Annotated in this window: 21 protein-coding genes and 1 riboswitch; of the genes, 5 read left to right on the plus strand and 16 right to left on the minus strand. The window is 73.8% G+C overall.

The genetic code is table 11. The features are described 5' to 3' along the window. Positions 1-10: 10 nt before the first annotated feature. From cobC to ABIA35_RS19140, 12 genes are all read right to left on the minus strand, one after another. On the minus strand, positions 11-1,054 hold the full coding sequence (gene cobC / locus ABIA35_RS19085) for an Rv2231c family pyridoxal phosphate-dependent protein CobC (RefSeq protein ID WP_370358758.1): 1,044 nt from the start codon (positions 1,052-1,054) through the stop codon (positions 11-13). After that, positions 1,047-1,913 (minus strand): sirohydrochlorin chelatase, encoded by an 867-nt coding sequence (locus ABIA35_RS19090; protein ID WP_370358759.1) that lies wholly within the window; start codon positions 1,911-1,913, stop codon positions 1,047-1,049. Before ABIA35_RS19090 ends, cobC begins: the two co-directional genes overlap by 8 nt. Continuing rightward, entirely contained in the window at positions 1,910-2,524 is a 615-nt protein-coding gene (locus tag ABIA35_RS19095) for a precorrin-8X methylmutase (RefSeq protein WP_370358760.1), read from the minus strand. The genes ABIA35_RS19090 and ABIA35_RS19095 overlap by 4 nt, the downstream gene beginning before the upstream one ends. Beyond that, positions 2,521-2,727 (minus strand): indolepyruvate ferredoxin oxidoreductase subunit alpha, encoded by a 207-nt coding sequence (locus tag ABIA35_RS19100; protein ID WP_370341280.1) that lies wholly within the window; start codon positions 2,725-2,727, stop codon positions 2,521-2,523. Before ABIA35_RS19100 ends, ABIA35_RS19095 begins: the two co-directional genes overlap by 4 nt. Beyond that, entirely contained in the window at positions 2,724-4,451 is a 1,728-nt protein-coding gene (gene cobJ, locus ABIA35_RS19105; RefSeq protein WP_370358761.1) for a precorrin-3B C(17)-methyltransferase, read from the minus strand. The genes ABIA35_RS19100 and cobJ overlap by 4 nt, the downstream gene beginning before the upstream one ends. Then, positions 4,448-5,626 (minus strand): precorrin-6y C5,15-methyltransferase (decarboxylating) subunit CbiE, encoded by a 1,179-nt coding sequence (gene cbiE, locus ABIA35_RS19110; protein WP_370358762.1) that lies wholly within the window; start codon positions 5,624-5,626, stop codon positions 4,448-4,450. The genes cobJ and cbiE overlap by 4 nt, the downstream gene beginning before the upstream one ends. Further along, on the minus strand, positions 5,623-6,747 hold the full coding sequence (locus ABIA35_RS19115) for a cobalt-precorrin-5B (C(1))-methyltransferase (RefSeq protein ID WP_370358828.1): 1,125 nt from the start codon (positions 6,745-6,747) through the stop codon (positions 5,623-5,625). Before ABIA35_RS19115 ends, cbiE begins: the two co-directional genes overlap by 4 nt. 91 nt (positions 6,748-6,838) lie before the next feature. Beyond that, positions 6,839-7,678 (minus strand): precorrin-4 C(11)-methyltransferase, encoded by an 840-nt coding sequence (gene cobM / locus ABIA35_RS19120; RefSeq protein ID WP_370358763.1) that lies wholly within the window; start codon positions 7,676-7,678, stop codon positions 6,839-6,841. After that, positions 7,675-8,421, minus strand: coding sequence for a precorrin-2 C(20)-methyltransferase (cobI, locus tag ABIA35_RS19125; protein WP_370358764.1), 747 nt, complete (start codon positions 8,419-8,421; stop codon positions 7,675-7,677). The genes cobM and cobI overlap by 4 nt, the downstream gene beginning before the upstream one ends. An 11-nt stretch (positions 8,422-8,432) precedes the next feature. Beyond that, positions 8,433-9,818, minus strand: a complete 1,386-nt coding sequence (locus ABIA35_RS19130; protein WP_370341285.1) for a cobyrinate a,c-diamide synthase — start codon at positions 9,816-9,818, stop codon at positions 8,433-8,435. Then, complete coding sequence (gene cobO, locus ABIA35_RS19135; protein WP_370341286.1) at positions 9,812-10,432, minus strand: cob(I)yrinic acid a,c-diamide adenosyltransferase; 621 nt, start codon at positions 10,430-10,432, stop codon at positions 9,812-9,814. The genes ABIA35_RS19130 and cobO overlap by 7 nt, the downstream gene beginning before the upstream one ends. After that, positions 10,432-12,504 (minus strand): putative cobaltochelatase, encoded by a 2,073-nt coding sequence (locus tag ABIA35_RS19140; RefSeq protein ID WP_370358765.1) that lies wholly within the window; start codon positions 12,502-12,504, stop codon positions 10,432-10,434. Before ABIA35_RS19140 ends, cobO begins: the two co-directional genes overlap by 1 nt. Positions 12,505-12,591: 87 nt before the next feature. After that, positions 12,592-12,718, minus strand: a riboswitch (cobalamin riboswitch). Positions 12,719-12,823: 105 nt separating this feature from the next. Here ABIA35_RS19140 and ABIA35_RS19145 point away from each other — a divergent pair. Beyond that, on the plus strand, positions 12,824-13,003 hold the full coding sequence (locus tag ABIA35_RS19145) for a hypothetical protein (RefSeq protein ID WP_370341288.1): 180 nt from the start codon (positions 12,824-12,826) through the stop codon (positions 13,001-13,003). A 71-nt stretch (positions 13,004-13,074) separates the two neighbouring features. Here the strand turns inward: ABIA35_RS19145 and ABIA35_RS19150 are convergent, their stop codons facing one another. Then, positions 13,075-13,722, minus strand: coding sequence for a sulfite oxidase-like oxidoreductase (locus ABIA35_RS19150; RefSeq protein WP_370358766.1), 648 nt, complete (start codon positions 13,720-13,722; stop codon positions 13,075-13,077). Between the two features lie 130 nt (positions 13,723-13,852). Here ABIA35_RS19150 and ABIA35_RS19155 point away from each other — a divergent pair, with 130 nt between their 5' ends. The 4 genes from ABIA35_RS19155 to ABIA35_RS19170 all read left to right on the plus strand — a co-directional run bounded on the left by ABIA35_RS19155 (position 13,853) and on the right by ABIA35_RS19170 (position 16,695). Then, positions 13,853-14,188 (plus strand): (2Fe-2S)-binding protein, encoded by a 336-nt coding sequence (locus tag ABIA35_RS19155; RefSeq protein WP_370341291.1) that lies wholly within the window; start codon positions 13,853-13,855, stop codon positions 14,186-14,188. Positions 14,189-14,335: 147 nt separating this feature from the next. Continuing rightward, complete coding sequence (gene bfr / locus ABIA35_RS19160) at positions 14,336-14,818, plus strand: bacterioferritin (protein WP_370341292.1); 483 nt, start codon at positions 14,336-14,338, stop codon at positions 14,816-14,818. 91 nt (positions 14,819-14,909) lie between these two features. Beyond that, on the plus strand, positions 14,910-16,034 hold the full coding sequence (locus tag ABIA35_RS19165; protein WP_370358767.1) for a sensor histidine kinase: 1,125 nt from the start codon (positions 14,910-14,912) through the stop codon (positions 16,032-16,034). Then, positions 16,027-16,695, plus strand: coding sequence for a LuxR C-terminal-related transcriptional regulator (locus ABIA35_RS19170; RefSeq protein ID WP_370358768.1), 669 nt, complete (start codon positions 16,027-16,029; stop codon positions 16,693-16,695). Before ABIA35_RS19165 ends, ABIA35_RS19170 begins: the two co-directional genes overlap by 8 nt. Positions 16,696-16,708: 13 nt before the next feature. Here ABIA35_RS19170 and ABIA35_RS19175 read toward each other — a convergent pair whose 3' ends face one another. From ABIA35_RS19175 to ABIA35_RS19185, 3 genes are all read right to left on the minus strand, one after another. Further along, positions 16,709-17,296, minus strand: a complete 588-nt coding sequence (locus ABIA35_RS19175) for a hypothetical protein (RefSeq protein WP_370358769.1) — start codon at positions 17,294-17,296, stop codon at positions 16,709-16,711. Positions 17,297-17,377: 81 nt separating this feature from the next. Then, a complete protein-coding gene (locus ABIA35_RS19180; protein ID WP_370358770.1) occupies positions 17,378-18,121 on the minus strand; it encodes a methyltransferase domain-containing protein in 744 nt (247 codons plus the stop codon). 60 nt (positions 18,122-18,181) lie between these two features. Next, positions 18,182-18,424: a hypothetical protein gene (locus tag ABIA35_RS19185; RefSeq protein ID WP_370341299.1), complete on the minus strand. Its 243-nt coding sequence runs from the start codon at positions 18,422-18,424 to the stop codon at positions 18,182-18,184. Positions 18,425-18,442: the final 18 nt, after the last annotated feature.

Genomic DNA, 18,442 nt, shown 5'->3' on the forward strand with positions numbered 1-18,442 from the left:
ATCCCGCGGCTTACCGGACCGCCTCGGTGAGCTGGTGCCAGCGGTCGACCAGCAGGTCGGTGGCCGCCCGGTCGCGCACCGCCACGCGCAGCCATTCGGGGCCCAGGCCCGGGAAGGTGTCGCCGCGGCGCACCGCGATGCCCTCGGCCCGCAGCCGGGCCCGGATCCGAACCGCGTCCGGGGCTCTGACCAGCACGAACGGGGCCCGCGAGGCCGCCGGGACGACGAGGCCGGGAACCTCGGCCAGGCGGGCCAGCAGGTGGTCCCGGTCCTGGTCGGCCTGCTTGGCCAGGGCCTCGGCCTCGGCCACGGCGTCCGGGTCGCAGACCGCCCGGGCGGCGATGAGGGCCAGCGAGGAGACCGACCACAGCGGCTGCACTTCTTTCAGCGCCCTGACAATCGGCGCCGGCGCGAGGACGTAGCCGACCCGAAGCCCGGCCAGACCCCACGTCTTCGTCAGGCTCCTGATGACGACGATATCCGGGTGGCCGGCCAGCGACTCGGTCTCGCCGGGGATGCCGTCGATGAAGGCCTCGTCGACGACGACGGTGCGGCCGGCTCCGCGGAGGCTCTCGATCGCCGAGGCCGGATGCAGGACCGAGGTCGGGTTCGTCGGGTTGCCGAGCATCACCAGATCGGGCCCGGTCGGGACCCTCTCCGGGTCGAGGGTGAAGTCGCCGGTCAGGAGGTGGCGCTCGACCGCGTGACCGGCGGCCCGTAAAGCGGCTTCGGGCTCGGTGAACTGGGGATGCACCACGAGCGCGCGCCGGGGTCGCAGAACCCTGGCAAGCAGCACGAACGCCTCCGCCGCGCCCGAGGTGAGCAGCACCTCGTCCGGCGTGCGGCCGTGGCGCCCGGCGACGGCCTCGGTGGCGGCGCGGGCGTCGGGGTAGGCGGCCAGCGTCTCCAGGCCCTCGGCCAGGCGGTCGCGCAGCCAGCGCGGGGGCTCCTTCACGCGGACGTTGACGGCGAAGTCGTGCCGGATGGGCACCTCGGCGTCCAGCAGCTCCGCGTCACCGTGGTGGCGCAGATCCTCCCGGGCTTCCTCAGCCATGCGAGTGCGCGTGGCCGTGGTGGTGGCTGTGGCCGTCCTCGTCGGGGTGGTGGTGCGGGGCCTGCGCCGCGCCGACCTTGTCCTCGAACCCCGGCATGGCGATCCGGTACACGCAGGTGTCGCAGTTCATGCGGATGTCGCCGGCGACGGCCTCGGCGTGGCGTTCCAGGACCAGGTCGGCGAGTTCGTCGCAGTCCCCGATGACCGGCGCGACGTCGTAACCGGCGGCCTGCTCGGCGATGCGGTCCGGCAGCACGCCCCGGAACAGGAAGTAGGGCAGGACCACGATGCGCTTGGCGCCCAGGCGCCGGCAGCGCTCCAGGCCTTCCTCGACCGACGGATGCGCGAGGGAGACGAAGGCCGTCTCGACCATCCCGATGCCGCGCCCCTCCCACAGCAGGCGCGCGGCGCGGTAGACCTCAGCGTTGGCGTCGGGATCGGTCGAGCCGCGCCCGACGAGCAGGACGGCGGCCTCGGCCCGCTCCTCGCGCGGCAGGACGGCGTCCAGGCGCGCTTCGAGCAGCGCCAGGATGGTCGGGTGCACGCCGAGCGGGCGTCCGTAGGAGAAGGACAGACCCGGGTGGCGCAGCCGCTCGCGGTTCAGCGAGCCGGGGATGTCGCCCTTGGCGTGGCCGGCGGCGACCAGCACCAGCGGCACCGCGGCCACCCGCCGGTGCCCGGCCTCGACCAGGCGGGTCACCGCCTCGCCGACCGGCGGCGCGGACAGCTCGATGAAGCCGCCGTCCACCGCCTCGACGGCCTGCGGCGCGCGGCGGGCCACGCGCTGCACGAAGGCGCGGAAGTCCTGGGCGCCGTCGGCGTCGCGGGTGCCGTGGCCGACGATGAGCAGGGCGGTCATGATGTGGTGCCTTCTTTCAGCAGATCCCGGTAGATCAGGGCATTGAGTGCGGCGGCGGCGACGGCCGAGCCGCCCTTGCCCGAGACGTTCGACACCGCCGGCAGCGCGGACTCGCGCAGCGCCGCCTTCGACTCGGCCGCCCCGACGAAGCCCACCGGCAGCCCGATGACCATCGCGGGACGGGCCTGCTCGGCGATGGCGATGAGCTCGAACAGCGCGGTGGGCGCGCAGCCGATGACGTAGACGGCGCCGGGCCCGGCCTGCTCGGCGGCGATGCGCAGCGCGGCGGCGGAGCGCGTGATGCCGAGGTCGGCGGCCAGCGGCGGCGCGGCGGGGTCCTTGATGGCGCACAACGCGTCGCGGCGGGTGATGCCCGCGGCGACCATCTCGACGTCCGCGACGATCGGCGCGCCGGCGGCGAGCACGGCGGCGGCGTGCGCCAGCGCGGCCTCGTCGACGACGAGGTCGGTGGCGTAGTCGAAATCGGCGCTGGCGTGGATGACGCGCTCGAGGACAGCCCGCGTGTGCGGCGGGAGCGCGGAGGTGTCGAGCTGCGAGCGCAGGATGCGGTAGGACTCGGCCTCGATGGGATGGACGGTGCGGGCGGTCATCGGCGGTGCTCCGTCTCGATGGGTCGTTCGAGCAGGACGATGGCGTCGACCGGGCACACCTCGACGCACTCCCCGCATCCGGTGCACCGGTCGGGCTGGACGACAAGGGTCGCGGCACGGGGCCGGATGGCGTGCTCGGGGCACGTGAGCAGACAGGCGCCGCACCCCTGGCAGGCGCGCACCTCGGCGATCAGGGCGCTCATACGCCGCTCCAGGTGTAGCCGCGCGGCGTGACCATGCGCCCGGCCGCGACCCGGGTGTGCGAGCTGCCGACCAGGACGACGGTGTACATGTCCACGTCGGCGGGATCGAACTCGCTCAGGGTACTGATCCACGCGCGCTCGCCGGGCCGCGACGCGTCCCGCACACAACCGACCGGCGTGCTCGGCGGCCGGTGCTGCCGAAGGATGTCGAGCGCGTGCCCGAGCTGCCAGTCCCGCCCCTTGCTGCGCGGGTTGTAGAAGACGGTGACGAAGTCCCCCTGCGCGGCGGCGGTGACCCGCCGCTCGATGGCGGGCCAGGGCGTGTGCAGGTCGGAGAGCGAGATGACCGCGTGGTCGTGCCCGAGCGGCGCCCCGAGAATGTTGGCGGCGGCCAGCGAGGCGGTGATGCCCGGCACGCCGACGACGTCGACGTCATCAAGGTCGGCGAACAGATCGAGCGCGGGACTGGCCATGGCATAGAGCCCGGAGTCACCGGAGCCGACGAGCGCCACCGCACGGCCCTCCCGCGCCGTCTCGACGGCATCACGGGCGCGGGCCTCCTCGCTGCCCAGCCCGGTCGCGCGCACCTCGGTGCCGGGCCGCAGGAGATCGCGAATCTGGTCGAGGTACTGGTCCAGGCCGATGACGACGGAGGCCCGCCGCAACTCGGCGACGGCGCGCGGCGGCAGGAGGTCGCGCGCGCCGGGGCCGAGGCCGATGAGGGCGAGGCGGCCTCGGGGGGTGAGGCGGGCTATGGCGGCGGTGGCCATGGGGGCCTCATCAGCGGTGGGCACGCTTTTGGTCTTAGGCACGATCAGCTCGGCGAGCGGCCGGTTCGGGCCGTCGTAGCGCGCGGCGGCCTCGGCGACCGAGGGTGTGCCGACTTCGGCGAGCACCACCTCGCTCGGATTCGGTACTTCCACCTTCGCGAGGTGCTCGGCCGGGTGGAAGACCACCGGCCAGCCGCGTCTCCGAGCCGCCTCCAGGATGCCCGCCTCGTCAGCCTTCGCATCAACCGATGCCAGGCGGGCGACCGATGCCTCGCTCAGACCACCTGCGGCCAGCGCGCGATCGACCGCGTCCAGCACCTCGTCGGCCGTCACGCCACGCGAGGCACCCACTCCCACCACCAGCGACTTCGGCCGGTAGACCAGGCCCTCCGCCTCGGCGAGGTCGCTGATCGCGATGGCCGCTCGGGGTTCGCCGTCCCCCTCACCCGCGTTCAGCGCCGGCAGGGGCCAGTTATCTGCCCCCGTCACCGCGACCGCCGCCCCCGACAGCAGCGCGGCGCCGACCGGGGCCAGGAGTTCGGGGTTCTCGACCGTGAAGCCGAGGTCCGCGCCGTAGGAGTCCAGCGCCTGCGCGCCGGCCGCGTCCGAGGCCGTCGTGATCACCGGCTCGCAGCCCAGCAGCGCCGACACGCGCTCGGCCAGCTCGTTCGCGCCGTGGTGGCCGCCGAGGACGGCGACCGCGTGGCGCAGGGACTCGTCGACGCAGACCACCGCCGCGTCGGTGCTCTTGTGGCCGAGGACCGGCGCCAGCGAGCGGACCGCCGCGCCGACCGCGAGGAAGGCCACCACCGCGTCGCAGGACTCGAACGCGGTGCGCAGTTCGGACGCACCGCCGTAGAGGCGCACCTCGGATGGCCAGGCCGCGGCCAGCACGTCGGCGGCACGGCGTCCGGCGGCGGTCGTGGCGACCACCCCGATCGTCTTCTGGCTCAAGGTCGTTCTCCCCACAGCAGGAACACGGGATTGGCGGCGGCGAAGCGGTGGGCGTCGCCGGGGAGCGCGGACAGGCGCGAGGACTGGAGCAGGACGCCGTCCGCCGTGCGGCCGGACTTCGTCAGGAGGCTGATCGCCTCCGGCACGCGTTCGATGGCGGCCAGGGCGACGACCACCACGGCGGCCGGGGTCTCGGCGCAGGCGGCGATGACGTCCACCCCGCCGCCGCCGACGAACACCGCGTCGGGCCGCGGCAGCCGGTCGAAGACCGAGGCCGAAGCAGGGGCCGTCACCACCTCGACGGCGACACCGTGGGCGGCGGCGTTGGCCCGGATGCGGTCGCAGGACTCTGCGTCACGCTCCACCGCGACCACCGCCGCGCCGAACCGCGCGCACTCGATGCCGACCGAGCCCGAGCCCGCGCCGATGTCCCACACCAGGCGTCCCGGGCGCGGCCCCAGCTTCGCCAAGGCGAGCGCGCGGACCTCCGACTTGGTGATCATCGAGTCGCGGTGCGCGAACTCCGACTCGCCGAGTGCCCACGTGCCCGGCACGCCGCCGAAGCCCGCGATCCAGCCGCGTTCGGAGGTCAGGCGCGATTCGTCCAGGCAGAGCAGGACGTGCGGGTCGGCGAACTCCGAGTGGGCCGCCGCGTGCGAGCTGAGCGTCGCGATCCTCTGATCGGGATGGCCGAGCCGCTGCGCGACCACGAACGTGCGGTCCGGCAGCAGGGCTCCGAGCTCCCTGGCCCCGGCGCCCGGACCGGTCAGCACCGCCACCTTCGGGAAGGCGCGGCACACGTTCGCGACCGGCCGCAGCTCGCGGCCGTGCGCGCTGACCACGATCGCGTCGTCCCAGGACAGGCCGATCGCGGCGAACGCGGCGGCGACGGAGGACGGTGCGGACAGGACCCTGATATCCAGGTCCTTCTCGCGCAACCGACGCACGATCCCGAAGAACCCCGGGTCGCCGCTGGCGATCACGCAGACGTTCTCATGGGACGGCAGCGCCTCGTACAAGCCATCCAGCGCGCCGAGCACGAGGCGCGCCGCCGACTCGGGGACCGGGACCGCGTCCAGATGCCGCTGCCCGCCGACCACCAACGTGGCGCAGGCGAGGGCGGCCCGGGCCTGCTCGGACAGCGGCGACCCGTCGAAGCCGATGACGGTGATCACGTCCGCGCCACCACTTCCAGCCCGCTGAAGTCGACCATCGCGACCTCGGCGCTTATCGTGCCCCCGCACTCGGCGGCCGCGAACCGCTCCAGGACCGCGGCGACCCGCCGGCACAGCTCCAGGCCCGCGACGGGCAGCAGCCCGGCGGCGTCCCAGAGCTCGTAGGCGTGGCGGGCGGTGTTCGCGGCGCCGACGGTCTCGGCCAGGTCCTCGGGGCCGCCGACGGCCCGGGTGATCTCGCCGAGCAGGGAGCAGTCGACCCGGGAGCGCGTGTAGTGGGTCATCAGGACGCCGGCGCCGAGCTTGGTGAGCTTGCCGGCCATGCCGACGAACACCACGCGCCGCACCCCGTGCTCCACACAGCGCCGCAGCGCGGCGCCGGTGAAGTCGCCGACCTCGACGAAGCTGACCTCCGGCAGATCCGGGAACAGCAGCATCGCGCCCTTCTCGGTGCGTCCGCCGGTGCAGAGCACCAGGACAGGGTCCTGCGACGTCTCGGCGGCCTGCGCGGCAAGCACCGACACCGCCTGCTCGACGCTGGCCCGCCACGCGGCGGTGGAGAAGGGTCGGACGATCCCGGTGGTGCCGAGGATGGAGATGCCGCCGAGGATGCCCAGGCGGGCGTTGGTGGTCTTGCGCGCCATCACCTCGCCTTCGGGCACGGAGATGACCACGCGCAGGCCGCGGGACTCGGCGGTGCGGGCATCAGCGCCGAGGGCTTCGGCGACCGAGGCCTCGATCATCGAGCGCGGCACCGGATTGATGGCCGGGCCGCCGACCTCCAGACCCAGGCCCGGCTTGGTGACGACGCCGACCCCGACGCCCCCGTCGAGCTGGATGCCGCCGGCCGGGAGCCAGGAGACGGTCGCGGTGAGGTGCGCCCCGTGGGTGACGTCGGGGTCGTCGCCGGCGTCCTTGACGACGACGGCCTCGGCCCGGCCGGGACGCGACAGGTCGCAGCGGTCGGTGGCGAAGGTGACGCGGCGGCCGGAGGGGAGCGCGATCTCGGTCCAGGTCTGCGGCTCGCCGGTGAGCAGGGCGGTGGTGGCGGCTTTCGCAGCGGCGGCGGCACAGGCGCCGGTGGTCCAGCCGGGGCGCAGAGCCTTCGGGCGGACCTTCATGGTGCGGGGAAGATCCGGCTCGCGCAGGGCAGGAACTGGAGCAGGCTCGCCCGGCACCTCCTGCTCGGGCGAGGCGCCGTCGTCGGGAGTGTCAGGCATCAGGCCCGGCCTGTTGCGCCAGCACCGCGTCCGCCGCCAGCAACTCCCGCCGCGCGCCCCTCTCAGCCCGCCGGAACCCGTGGAAGTGCCCCGGGTGGTACAGATGCGAGCGCGTTCCCTGCGACCCCAGCGCGGGCCCGACCAGGAACAGCGTGTGCTTCCAGAGCTTGCGCGCCTTCACCGTCTCTTCGAGGTCCGCGATGGTGCACTGCACCACCTCCTCGTCCTCCCACGTGGCGCGGTAGGCGACGATCACCGGCGTGTCGGCCGGGTAGCCGCCTTCCAGCAGCTCCGCGGCCAGCTGGCCCGAGCGGGCCGCCGACAGGAACACGGCCATGGTCGTGCCGTGCGCTGCGAAGGCGCGAATCGACTCCTTCTCGGGCATCGGCGTCTTGCCGCCGCCCAGGCGCGTCAGGATCACCGACTGCGCGACCTCCGGGACCGTCAGCTCCCGCTGCGCTATCGCGGCTACCGCCGAGAAGGCCGAGACGCCGGGGACGATCTCCGTCTCCAGTCCCAGTTCACGGCAGCGCTCCAGCTGCTCCTGGACCGCGCCCCACAGCGAGGGGTCGCCGGAGTGGATGCGGGCGACGTGCAGGCCCTCGGCGAGGGCGCGCTCGTAGATCGCGACGACGCCCTCCATCGGCAGTGCCGCGGAGTCGACGATCTCGGCGTCGGGGCGCGCGTGCTCCAGGACCGCCTCCTGGACCAGGCTGGAGGCCCAGATGAGGATGTCGGCCGCGGCGATCGCGCGGGCGCCGCGCAGGGTGATCAGGTCGGCCGCGCCCGGACCGGCCCCGATGAACGTGACCTTCGCCGTCCTGGCGCTCACAGTGCTCCCCCTCGTCCGCGCCGCTGCGCGGTGGTGATGACGGTGGACAGATACGGCGCGGTGCCGATCGTGTCCGGGTCCAGGTCCGCGACCGGGCCCACGACTTCCTCCGGCAGGCCCAGTGCGGCCCCGAACACGGTCTCGCCGCTGCGGCCGGCCTTGTCGACCGCCGCCAGCATCTCGGGCAGGAACCGGCCGCCCTTGTAGGCCACGACCGTGTCGAACGCCTCCAGCGCCCGCTCGTACGCCTCCAGCCCGGCGGTCATCGGGAACAGCGCCAGGACCTCGCGGCCCTCGGCCAGCACCGTCCCGGAGCGCGAGGCCAGGTCCTGCATCGCCGTGATGCCGGGTACGGTCTCCACCGCGACCGCGGGCATCAGGGCTCGAACAGTCTGCGCGAGATAGCTGAACGTCGAGTAGATGTTGGGGTCGCCGATGGTGGCGAAGGCGATGCGCTCGGCGCCGTCCTCGAAGGCCGCGACGACCGCGCGCGCCGCCTCGTCCCAGGCGTTGAGGCGTTCGGCGGTGCGTCCGCCGCGATCGGACAGGGCGAAGGGCACGGCCCGGATCGTGTCGCCGTCGATGTGCGCGCGCACGGTGGCCTCGGCCCGCCCCGGGCCTTCGGGGCCGTCGGCGAGGACCGGGACGAACACCACGTCGGCGTCCCGCAGCACGCGCACGGCCTTCACCGTCACCAGATCCGGGTCGCCGGGACCGACGCCGACACCGGTCAGCACAGGCATGGGCACAGCCATCACGCCACCCCGCAGCTCTCGACCAGCCGGCGGGCGATCGACGGCGCCCCGGCCCAGTGCAGATGGAGGTAGGAGGCGTGGATGCGGCTGCTGGCGAAACCCTCGGTGACCGCTCCCCCGCCGCGGCGCCAGTGCCAGGCCGGGGGCGAGCCGGCCGAGGGGCTGACGGCGGTGCGGTGGAATTCGTGCCCTGACACGCGTGTCCCGGCGGCGGCGAGCACCGATTCGGAGGCGGCCACGGCGTGCCGGTAGCCCAGGGTGAGGCGGTCGGTCATGACGGCCTCGGCGTCCACGACGCCGCACATCGGCAGGCCGTCCAGGCTCTTGCCGAGGTACAGCAGTCCGGCGCATTCGGCGGCGATCGCGCCGCCGAGGCGGGCGAACTCCGCCACGTTTTCGCGCAGCGCCTCGTTGGCGGCCAGTTCGGGGGCGTAGACCTCGGGGAAGCCGCCGCCGAGCACCAGGCCGCCGACGGCCTCGGGCAGCTTCTCCTCGTGCAGCGGATCGAACGGGCAGACCTCGGCTCCGGCGGCGGCGAGCAGTTCGGCGTTCTCGGCGTAGGAGAAGGTGAATGCGGGCCCTGATGCCACGGCGATGCGCGGCCGGGCGCCGGAGCGGCGGCCGACCTCGGCGGCGGGGTCCCAGGCCGCGGCCTCCAGCGGCGGGGCGCTGCGGGCCAGGCGGTAGATCTCGTCGAGCTGCACGCCGGTGTCCGCATCCACGAGGGCCCCGAGGGCGGCCACGGAGGCCACGGCCTCGGCGCGCCGTTCGGCGACCGGGACCAGGCCCAGGTGGCGCGAGGGGGCGGCGACGGCGGCCTCGCGCCGCAGCGCGCCGAGCACCGGCACGCCGAGCTCGTCCAGCGCCTCGGTCAGGATCCTGCGATGGATCTCGGAGCCGACGCGGTTCAGGACCACCCCGGCGATGCGCACCGCGGGGTCGAACGAGCGGAACCCGTGCACCAGCGCGGCGATCGAGCGGCCCTGCGCGGCGGCGTCCACGACGAACAGGACCGGGGCGTCGAGCAGCTTGGCGACCTGCGCGGTGGAGGCCAGCTCACCCTCGCCGGTCGCGCCGTCGTACAGACCCATGACGCCCTCGACGACCGCGATGTCGGCCCCGGCGGCGCCGTGCGCGAACAGCGGCGCGATCCGTTCGGTGCCGACCATGTAGGGGTCGAGGTTGCGGCCGGTGCGGCCGGCGGCCAGGGAGTGGTAGCCGGGGTCGATGTAGTCCGGGCCGACCTTGAACGGCGCGACGGTGAAGCCGCGGTCTGTCAGGGCTTTGACGATGCCGGTGGCGACCGTGGTCTTGCCGTGGCCGGAGGCCGGGGCGGCGATGACGATCCGCGGCACGGTCAGCCGCGACGGGGCCGGGGTCACCACTCGATGCCCTTCTGGCCCTTCTGGCCGGCGTCCATCGGGTGCTTGACCTTGGTCATCTCAGTGACCAGGTCGGCGGCCTCCAGCAGTTCGGGGGCGGCGTCCCGGCCGGTGATGACCACGTGCTGGCTCCCGGGGCGGTCGGCCAGGGTCTTCACCACGTCCTCGACGTCGACCCAGCCCCACTTCATCGGGTAGGTGAACTCGTCCAGGACGTACAAACGGTAGGTCTCGGCGGCCAGATCGGCCTTGATCCGCTCCCAGCCGGCGCGGGCGTTGTCGGCCTGGAGCTCGGGGTCGCTGTGCAGATCGCGCTGGATCCAGGACCAGCCCTCGCCCATCTTGTGCCAGTCCACGGGACCGCCGACGCCGCTGCGCTCGTGCAGCTCGCCGAGCGCCTTGAGCGCCGTCTCCTCGCCGATGCGCCACTTGGCGGACTTGACGAACTGGAACACCCCGATCGGCCAGCCCTGGTTCCAGCCGCGCAGGGCCAGGCCGAAGGCGGCGGTGGACTTCCCCTTGCCGGGGCCGGTGTGCACGATCGTCAGCGGCCGGTTGCGGCGCTGGCGCGTGGTGAGGCCGTCGTCGGGGACGGATGTGGGCTGGCCCTGCGGCATCAGGCGGCCTTCCGGTCGGAACGGGGTCGGTTGCCGTGCACCGCCGCGGTGAGTGCGTCGGCGGCGAGGTCGGTGAGGGGCATGTGGTCGGCGCCGAGGTCGGCGGCCAGGCGCGCGGCCAGCCCCAGGCGCACCGGCCCGGCTTCGCAGTCCACGACGACGGCGGTGCCGCCGAGGGCCGCGACGGCCTGGAGCAGGTGGGCGGCGGCGCGGCGGGTGTCGGCCAGGGGGTCCTTGGAGTGCGAGGCCTGTGTCGCGCGGCCGTCGGTGACGATCAGGACGAGCGGGCGCCGATTCGGATCGCGCATGCGCTCGACCCGCAGGACGTCGGCGGCCTGGAGCAGACCGGCGGCCAGCGGGGTGCGGCCGCCGGTGGGCAGCGAGGTGAGGCGGGCGGCGCCGGCGTCGACCGACCAGGTGGGCGGCAGCGCGACCTCGGCGCCGCGGCCGCGGAAGGTGACCAGGCCGACCTTGTCGCGGCGCTGATAGGCGTCCAGGAGGAGCGAGAGGATCGCGCCCTTGACGGCCGCCATGCGCTGGCGGGCGGCCATGGAACCCGAGGCGTCCACGACGAACAGGACGAGATTGCCTTCCCGGCCCTCGCGAATCGGCTCGCGGAGGTCTTCGGAGCGCAGGCGCAGCGCGCCTTCGCGACGGCCTCGGGCGACCTGCTGGGGCGCGGCGGCGTGGACGGTCGCGATCAGATGGAGACCGCGCGCGCCGGGGCGGGCGCCGACCGAGCGGCCGCCGGTGGCGCGGGCGCGGGAGCGGCGGCCCTCGGCGCCGGTGCCGACGCCCTCGACCTGTAACAGGCGGGCTTTGAAGGGCTCGCTGGGCGCGGTGGGTGCCTGGTCGCGCGAGGAGCCGGACGTCTGCTTCTGCTCAGCGGATGACTCTCCGGGTGAGGCGCCTGCAGAGGGCTCTGACTCGGCACTGTTGGACGGGCCGCCGGAAGTATCACCGCCGTCGGGACCACCCGAGCCGCCGCCGTCGGGCCCGCCGCCGTCGGGCCCGCCGGAGCCGGGACCGGGATCAGGATCCTCATCCCCGTCGTCCATGGCCTCGTCCAGCCGCTCCTCGTCCAGGCCCGGCGCGTCGAAGGGATGCCGCCGCCGGCGGTGCGGCAGGGCCAGTGTCGCCGCCTGCCGCACGTCCTCGGCGATCACGACGTCGCGCCCGGCCCACGCCGCGAGCGCCGTCGCGGCGCGTGCCGTCACCAGGTCCGCGCGCATCCCGTCGACCTCGAAGGCCGCGCAGATGCGGGTGATGCGCAGCAGTTCGGAGTCCGGCAGCCGCACCGCGGGCAGCAGCGCACGCGCCGCCTCGATGCGTGCGGCCGTCTCCTTGTCCGCCTGCTCCCAGGCCGCTGCGAAGCCCTCGGGGTCGGCCTCGTAGGCCAGGCGGCGGCGGACAACCTCGGCGCGTTCGGCCGGCTCGCGGCTGGCGCGGACCTCGACGGTCAGGCCGAAACGGTCCAGCAGCTGCGGGCGCAGCTCGCCCTCTTCGGGGTTCATGGTGCCGACCAGCAGGAAGCGGGCGGCGTGGCTGATCGAGACGCCTTCGCGCTCGACGTGGGCGACGCCCATCGCGGCCGCGTCCAGGAGCAGGTCCACGAGATGGTCGTGCAGGAGGTTGACCTCGTCGACGTACAGCAGGCCGCGGTGGGCGGCGGCCAGCAGGCCGGGTTCGTAAGCGGCGACGCCGGAGGCCAGGACCTTCTCCAGGTCCAGGGAGCCCACGAGGCGGTCCTCGGTGGCGCCGACCGGGAGTTCGATCAGGCGGGCCGGGCGTGACTGGGCCGCGGCGGCGGCCGGAGCGCCCTGGCCGGGCACCGCGTGCGGGCCGTCCGGGCAGGCCGGGTCGGGGGCCGCGGGGTCACAGGAGAACCGGCAGCCGGGGACCACCGCGATCTGCGGCAGCACCGCGGCCAGGGCGCGCACGATGGTCGACTTGGCGGTGCCCTTCTCGCCGCGGACGAGCACGCCGCCGACCGCCGGGGACACGGCGTTGAGCAGCAGGGCCAGCCGCAGGTCGTCGAGACCGACGACGGCGGTGAACGGGTACGGCGGCACGCCGGATCAGCTCCTCACGGGTATCCACGCCCGACAGGTCTCCTCAAGAGAACACGCCGCGGGGGCGGCGTGCCTGGGGCGGTCGTAGTCTCCTGACTCTCAGATCCGCGCGCCTGCCCGGCCTTCCCAGAACACTGATGTTCCAGTGGCATCTCAAGCGGGAGGCACTCCCTGATCACAGTGGCGGGACCGCTCCGGATTCGCACCGGATTCCTGCCGACCGTCCCGCGTGCAGCATCCCGCAGCGATCACCGGCCGTCAAACCGCGTCCAGGCGGCGCCGGGTGGCGCGATGTCCGGATGTATCCCTCAATGGGAGGGTGAGCGAGCGACGGCGCAGACCCCGTGTCCTGGGTGAATACGAGCTGGACGGCGGCGCGTTCGCGCCGGCGCGGGGTGAGCAACGCGACACGCCCGACCCCCAGGAGCCGCTCCGCACGCTCGGGCGGCCCGCCGGGTCGCTGTGGCGGGCCGTGCTGCGCCGGATCCGGACCAGCTGACCGGCGACCAGCTGACTGACGGCCGGCTGACGGGCGGCCAGCTGTCTGACGGCCGGCTGACTGGCGCCGGACTACAGCGGAGGCCCGTCCCCCGGGTCCTCCTGATAGGAGTACCGCTGTTCCTCCCACGGGTCGCCGATGTTGTGGTACCCGCGCTCCTCCCAGAACCCGCGGCGGTCCTCGGTGAGGTACTCGATGCCCCGGACCCACTTGGGCCCCTTCCAGGCGTACCGGTGCGGCAGGATCAGCCGCAGCGGGAACCCGTGCTCGGGGGTCAGGGGCGCGCCGTCGTGGTGGGTGGCGAACACGACGTCCTCGCGGAGCAGGTCCTCCAGGCGCAGGTTCGAGCTGTAGCCGTACTCGGCCCAGACGGTGACGTGCGTCGCGTCCGGGGCCGGCGGCGCCAGATCGACGATGGTGCGGCCGGAGACGCCGCGCCAGGAGGCGTCGAGCATCGTGAACTTGGTGACGCAGTGGAAGTCGGCGATCACCTCGACGGTGGGCAGCGCGCCGAACTCCTCGTGGAACCAGACCGCCTCCTCGCCGTCGGCGGTGGCCCCGGTGACCCGGAAGTCCCAGCTCGCGGGCTTGAAGCGGGGCACGGGGCCGTAGTGCAGCACCGGCCACTCGCCGCGCTGCATGCGCTGGCCGGGAGGGAGCCGCTCGTCAGCCCGCGCCGTCCCGGCGTCTGTGTCCACCCCTGATCCCGGCTGCCCCATGGAGACCATCGTCCCAGATGTGGTGCACGGCACGTACCGCGGGGACTTGGCAGCGGGCGATAGGTAGCTTAGGCTCCCCTAAGTACCGATCGATCGCCGCTGGCGACCTCGCAGACAGCCGGAGCCCCGCTTGTACGCCTGCATATGCCACGCGGTCACCACCGCCGAGGTGGACGCTGCCGTCGCGCTCGGCGCCAAGTCCGTCAAGCAGGTCCGCAAGGCCACCGGCGCGGGTTCGGCGTGCGGGACGTGCGTGAAGCGGCTGAGCTGCCTGCTGGCCGCAGCGCGGGTCGCGGACTCGGCGCCGCCGGAGGCCATGCCCGAGGCCGAGCGGCTGCCGGAGAGGACTCCGGTCCACGCTCCGGCCCACAAGCCGGCTCCGGTCCCGGTCCCCGCGGCACGCACCGCGACCCCGGTCTTCCAGCACGCGCCGCACTGCCCGGCCGCGCTGCCCGCCCTGGGCTGATCGCGGACCGCTCCACCGGCTGATCCGAGTCCCACTCCCCCGGCCGGTCCCGGCCCGATTCCGCGCGCCCAGGCACTCCCTCTTTCGGCGCAATCCGCGCACACGCCGTTACCCCACCGGTCGGCGGCTCTGGCAATATCGGACGCCATGCAGGGTGACAAGGACATCATCGCGTTCCTCAACGAGCAGCTCACCGCCGAACTGACGGCCATCAACCAGTACTGGCTGCACTACAAGCTGCAGGACAACCGCGGCTGGAAGAAACTCGCCGAGTACACCCGCAGCGAGTCCATCGACGAGATGAAGCACGCCGACAAGCTCGCCGAGCGCATCATCTTCCTGGAGGGGCTGCCCAACTTCCAGAAGCTGTTCCCGCTGGAGATCGGCCACAGCGTCACCGAGATGTTCCAGGCCGACATGAAGGTCGAGGTCGCCGCGGTGGAGCGGCTGCGCAACGGGATCAAGCTGATGCGCGAGCGCGGGGACGTCACGTCGGCGAACCTGTTCGAGGAGATCCTGGCCGACGAGGAACACCACATCGACTACCTGGAGACCCAGCTGGACCTGATCGGCCAGCTCGGGGAGCCGCTGTACATCGCGCAGCTGGTCGAGCAGCCCGAGTCCTCCTGAGGTCGATGCCGGACCCCGAGGGCGTCCCCGGGAACGTCCCGGGGACGAACCCTGATGCGCCGCCCTCGAACGGCGTGTGACCATGGCTGGCATGGTCCGAGTCCGACCGTCCTTCCCGCCGGCGCCGGCCGCCCCCGGTCCGCTGCTGGTCGCCGCGGGCGTCGTGATGGTGACCGCCCTCGACGGCCCCAGTCCCGCCGACCAGATCCGGGCCCTGATACCGCTGGCGGCGGTGGTGCTCGGCATGGTGCTGCTGCTGCGCGATCTGGCCGCCGAGCGGCGCGGCGTCTGGCTGGACACCGCGGACCGGCGGCGCCGTCCGGTCGACGTGCGCACCGCGGTCGGGGCGCTGGTCGTCGGCGGCGCGATAGTACGGCTGCTGGCCAACGGCGCGTCGCTGGCCGCCGAGACCAGTGCGGTCGTCGCGGCGCTCATCCTCTTCTCCGGCGGGGTGCTGATCGCCCTGCCGTATCTGCTGCGAGTGCTGCGGGACCTGGACGCCGAGCGGGCCGAGCGGGTCCGCGCGCAGCAGTTCGCCGAGGTCGCCGCGCACATGCACGACTCGGTCCTGCACACACTGACCCTGATTCAGCGGGCTGATCCCGGCGCGGTCGCGGGGCTCGCCCGTGCTCAGGAACGGGAGCTGCGGGCTTGGTTGTACGACCGCAGGGGCCGCGCGCCCGACGCCGAGGCGCCGGAGACGTTCGCCGCGGCGGTGCGGGCGGCGGCGGCCGAGGTCGAGGACCGGCACGGAGTGCGGGTCGAGGTGGTCGCGGTCGGCGACGCCGAGCTCGGCGACGCGCTGGCCGCGTGCGTCGCCGCCACGCGCGAGGCGCTGGTCAACGCGGCCAAGTACGCCGGCGGCGCGCCGATCTCGGTGTTCGCGGAGGTCGAGGCCGAGGCCGCCGGGGGCCGCCGGATCGAGGTGTTCGTCCGCGACCGCGGGCCCGGGTTCGACCTCGGCGCGGTCGGCGCGGACCGGATGGGGATCAGGGAGTCGATCCTCGGGCGGATGGCCCGGCACGGGGGGCATGGCGAGGTGCGGACGGCGCCCGGGGCCGGGACCGAGGTGCGGTTGGCGATGCGGTTGGCGATGCGGTCGGAGGCGCGGGCCGAGATGCGGCCGGAGGCGCAGGCCGGGATGCGGCCGGAGACGCGCCCGGAGTCCCGTTCGGAGCTGCGTTCGGAGCTGCGTTCGGAGATGGAAGATGGCTGATCCGCAGCCGATCACCGTCGTGCTCGTCGACGACCACCAGATGTTCCGGGCCGGCGTGCGCGCCGAGCTGTGCCGGGCCGCCGAGGCGGCGGGCACGCCGGTCGAGATCGTCGGCGAGGCGGAGGACACGGAGCGCGCCGTGGAGGTCGTCACGGCGACCCGGCCGCGAGTGGCGCTGCTCGACGTGCACCTGCCCGGCGGCGGCGGGGTCGAGGTGCTCGCGCGGACGGCCTCGGCGCTGCCGGAGACCCGGTTCCTCGCGCTGTCCGTGTCCGACGCGGCCGAGGACGTCATCGCGGTCATCCGGGCCGGGGCGCGGGGGTACGTCACCAAGTCCATCAGCGGGACCGAGCTCGCCGAGGCGGTGTGCCGCGTGGCCGGCGGCGACGCCTTCTTCTCGCCGCGGCTGGCGGGGTTCGTGCTCGACGCGTTCTCCGGCGGCGGGGCGGCCGCGCGCGACGAGGAACTGGACCGCCTGACGCCGCGCGAGCGGGAGGTGCTGCGCTACATCGCGCGGGGCTACGCCTACAAGGAGGTCGCGCGCGAGTTGGTCATCTCGGTGAAGACCGTGGAGACGCATGTGTCCTCGGTGCTGCGCAAGCTGCAGTTGTCCAACCGCCGGGAGCTCACCCGGTGGGCGAGCGACCGGCGGCTGGCATGAACATCGCCGCTGTCTAGAACCGCAGCTCCCCCGGGCCGGTGGAGACGATCATCTGGCTCAGGAAGGCCGCGCTGCCGTCGCAGGGCCGGCCGGCGGTGGGCTTGTCGACCTCGTCGAGGGTGATGGTGAGGGTGAAGCCGCCCGAGGCGCCCCGGTAGGAGCCGGTGCCCGAACCGGCCACGACGGGGACGTGCTCGGTGACGGCGACGCTGCCGGAGCAGGTGGCCGGGTCGGACGGGAACCGGTGGGCCATCGCGGCGACGAAGGCCTTGTCGATCGCGGCGATGTCCAGGCGGAAGGTGCCGTGTTGGAGGCGCAGTTCCAGCTGGCTGTTGTGCTCGGGATCGACCGAGCCGTCCGGGTTGACGCTGACGGCCTGGCCGTAGTCGCCGACCGCGCCGGTGAGGATGACCTGCTCGGTGGGGCCGTCGTCGGTGGCGTAGGCGGTCAGGTGGGCCGCGGTGATCGGCGCGGTGGCGGGCACGGTGGTGGGCTTGGCCGACACGGGCTTGGCAGACGCGGTGGCGGCCGAGCAGCCCAGGACGGTCACGGCGGCCAGGGCGGCGGTGGCGCCGGCGAGGGTGAAGAGCTTGTTCGTCATGGCTGCCACTGTGTCGGCGGCCGGGCCGCGGCGGATCGGGGACGGACCCCGGTCTTGCCCTGATCGAACCCTGATACGGAATCAGGCCGGGACGCCCAGCGTCAGGTAGCCGAAGCCGAACACGTCGCGGGTGCCGCGCAGCCAGATCGAGAGGTGCTCGTCGAGCTGCGCCCGCAGATCGGCGGCCTCGGGATGGCCGGGGTTGGCGAGCAGCCACTCCTCGGCGTCGGCGCCGTACCCGGACTCGAATTCCTCCCACTCGCCGCGGGTCGCGGTCTCCACGCGCAGCGGCCGGAAGCCGGCGGCGACGGCCGCGTCGACGACGTCGGGCAGGTACAGGCACTCCTCGACGGTCATCCCCGGCCACATCGCGGCAAGCTGCGACTCGGTGGGCGTCCGCTCCCAGACCTCGCAGCCGAACAGCAGCCGGCCCCCGGGACTCACACGGGCCCGCAACGCTTGCAGGGCCTCGGGAATCGAGCCGAAGGCCTGATACGCGCCGAGGCTGAGGACGAGATCGGCCCGCTCGGTGTGGTCCGCGGCCGGACCCTCGACGAAGACGGCCCGGCCAGACAGCCCGCGCTCGGCGGCCAGCGCGCGCCCGCGGACGATGTCGGGCCCGTGGACGTCGATGCCGGTCCCCTGGGCCCCGGGCGCGGCGGCCATGACCCGCAACAGGAACTCGCCCCAGCCGCACCCGTAGTCGACGACAGTGGCCGGGGCGCGGGCGGCCAGCTCGGCGACCAGGCGGCCGGCGCGGTCGGCGGACAGGGGGCCGTGGAAATCCAGGCGGGTGCCGGCGCCGAGCTTGGGAGGTGTGGTCATAAGCGCCAAGTGTTAGCAGACGGCGCGCAGCAGGGGCGACGGGTTTTCTGCCGGTGGGCGCTACAGAAACGCGATGCCCAAGCCGATGGCCACGGTACCGGCCACCATGAAGAACCCGCCGACCAGCCGGGGGAAGACGGCCGTCATGAACGGACCCAACCCGTCGGGCATGCTCGCCACGAGCTTGGTCTGGCCGACGAGCTCCATCATCGTGTCGACGGCGCCCCCGACGTTGAACGCGAACACGGTGCCCAGCCCCAAGACCAGGACGCCCCACCCGATGAGGAAAACCAGGCCCCCCATGCTCCCCCGTCCCCTGCT

Source organism: Catenulispora sp. MAP12-49 (genome assembly GCF_041262705.1).
Lineage (GTDB): Bacteria > Actinomycetota > Actinomycetes > Streptomycetales > Catenulisporaceae > Catenulispora.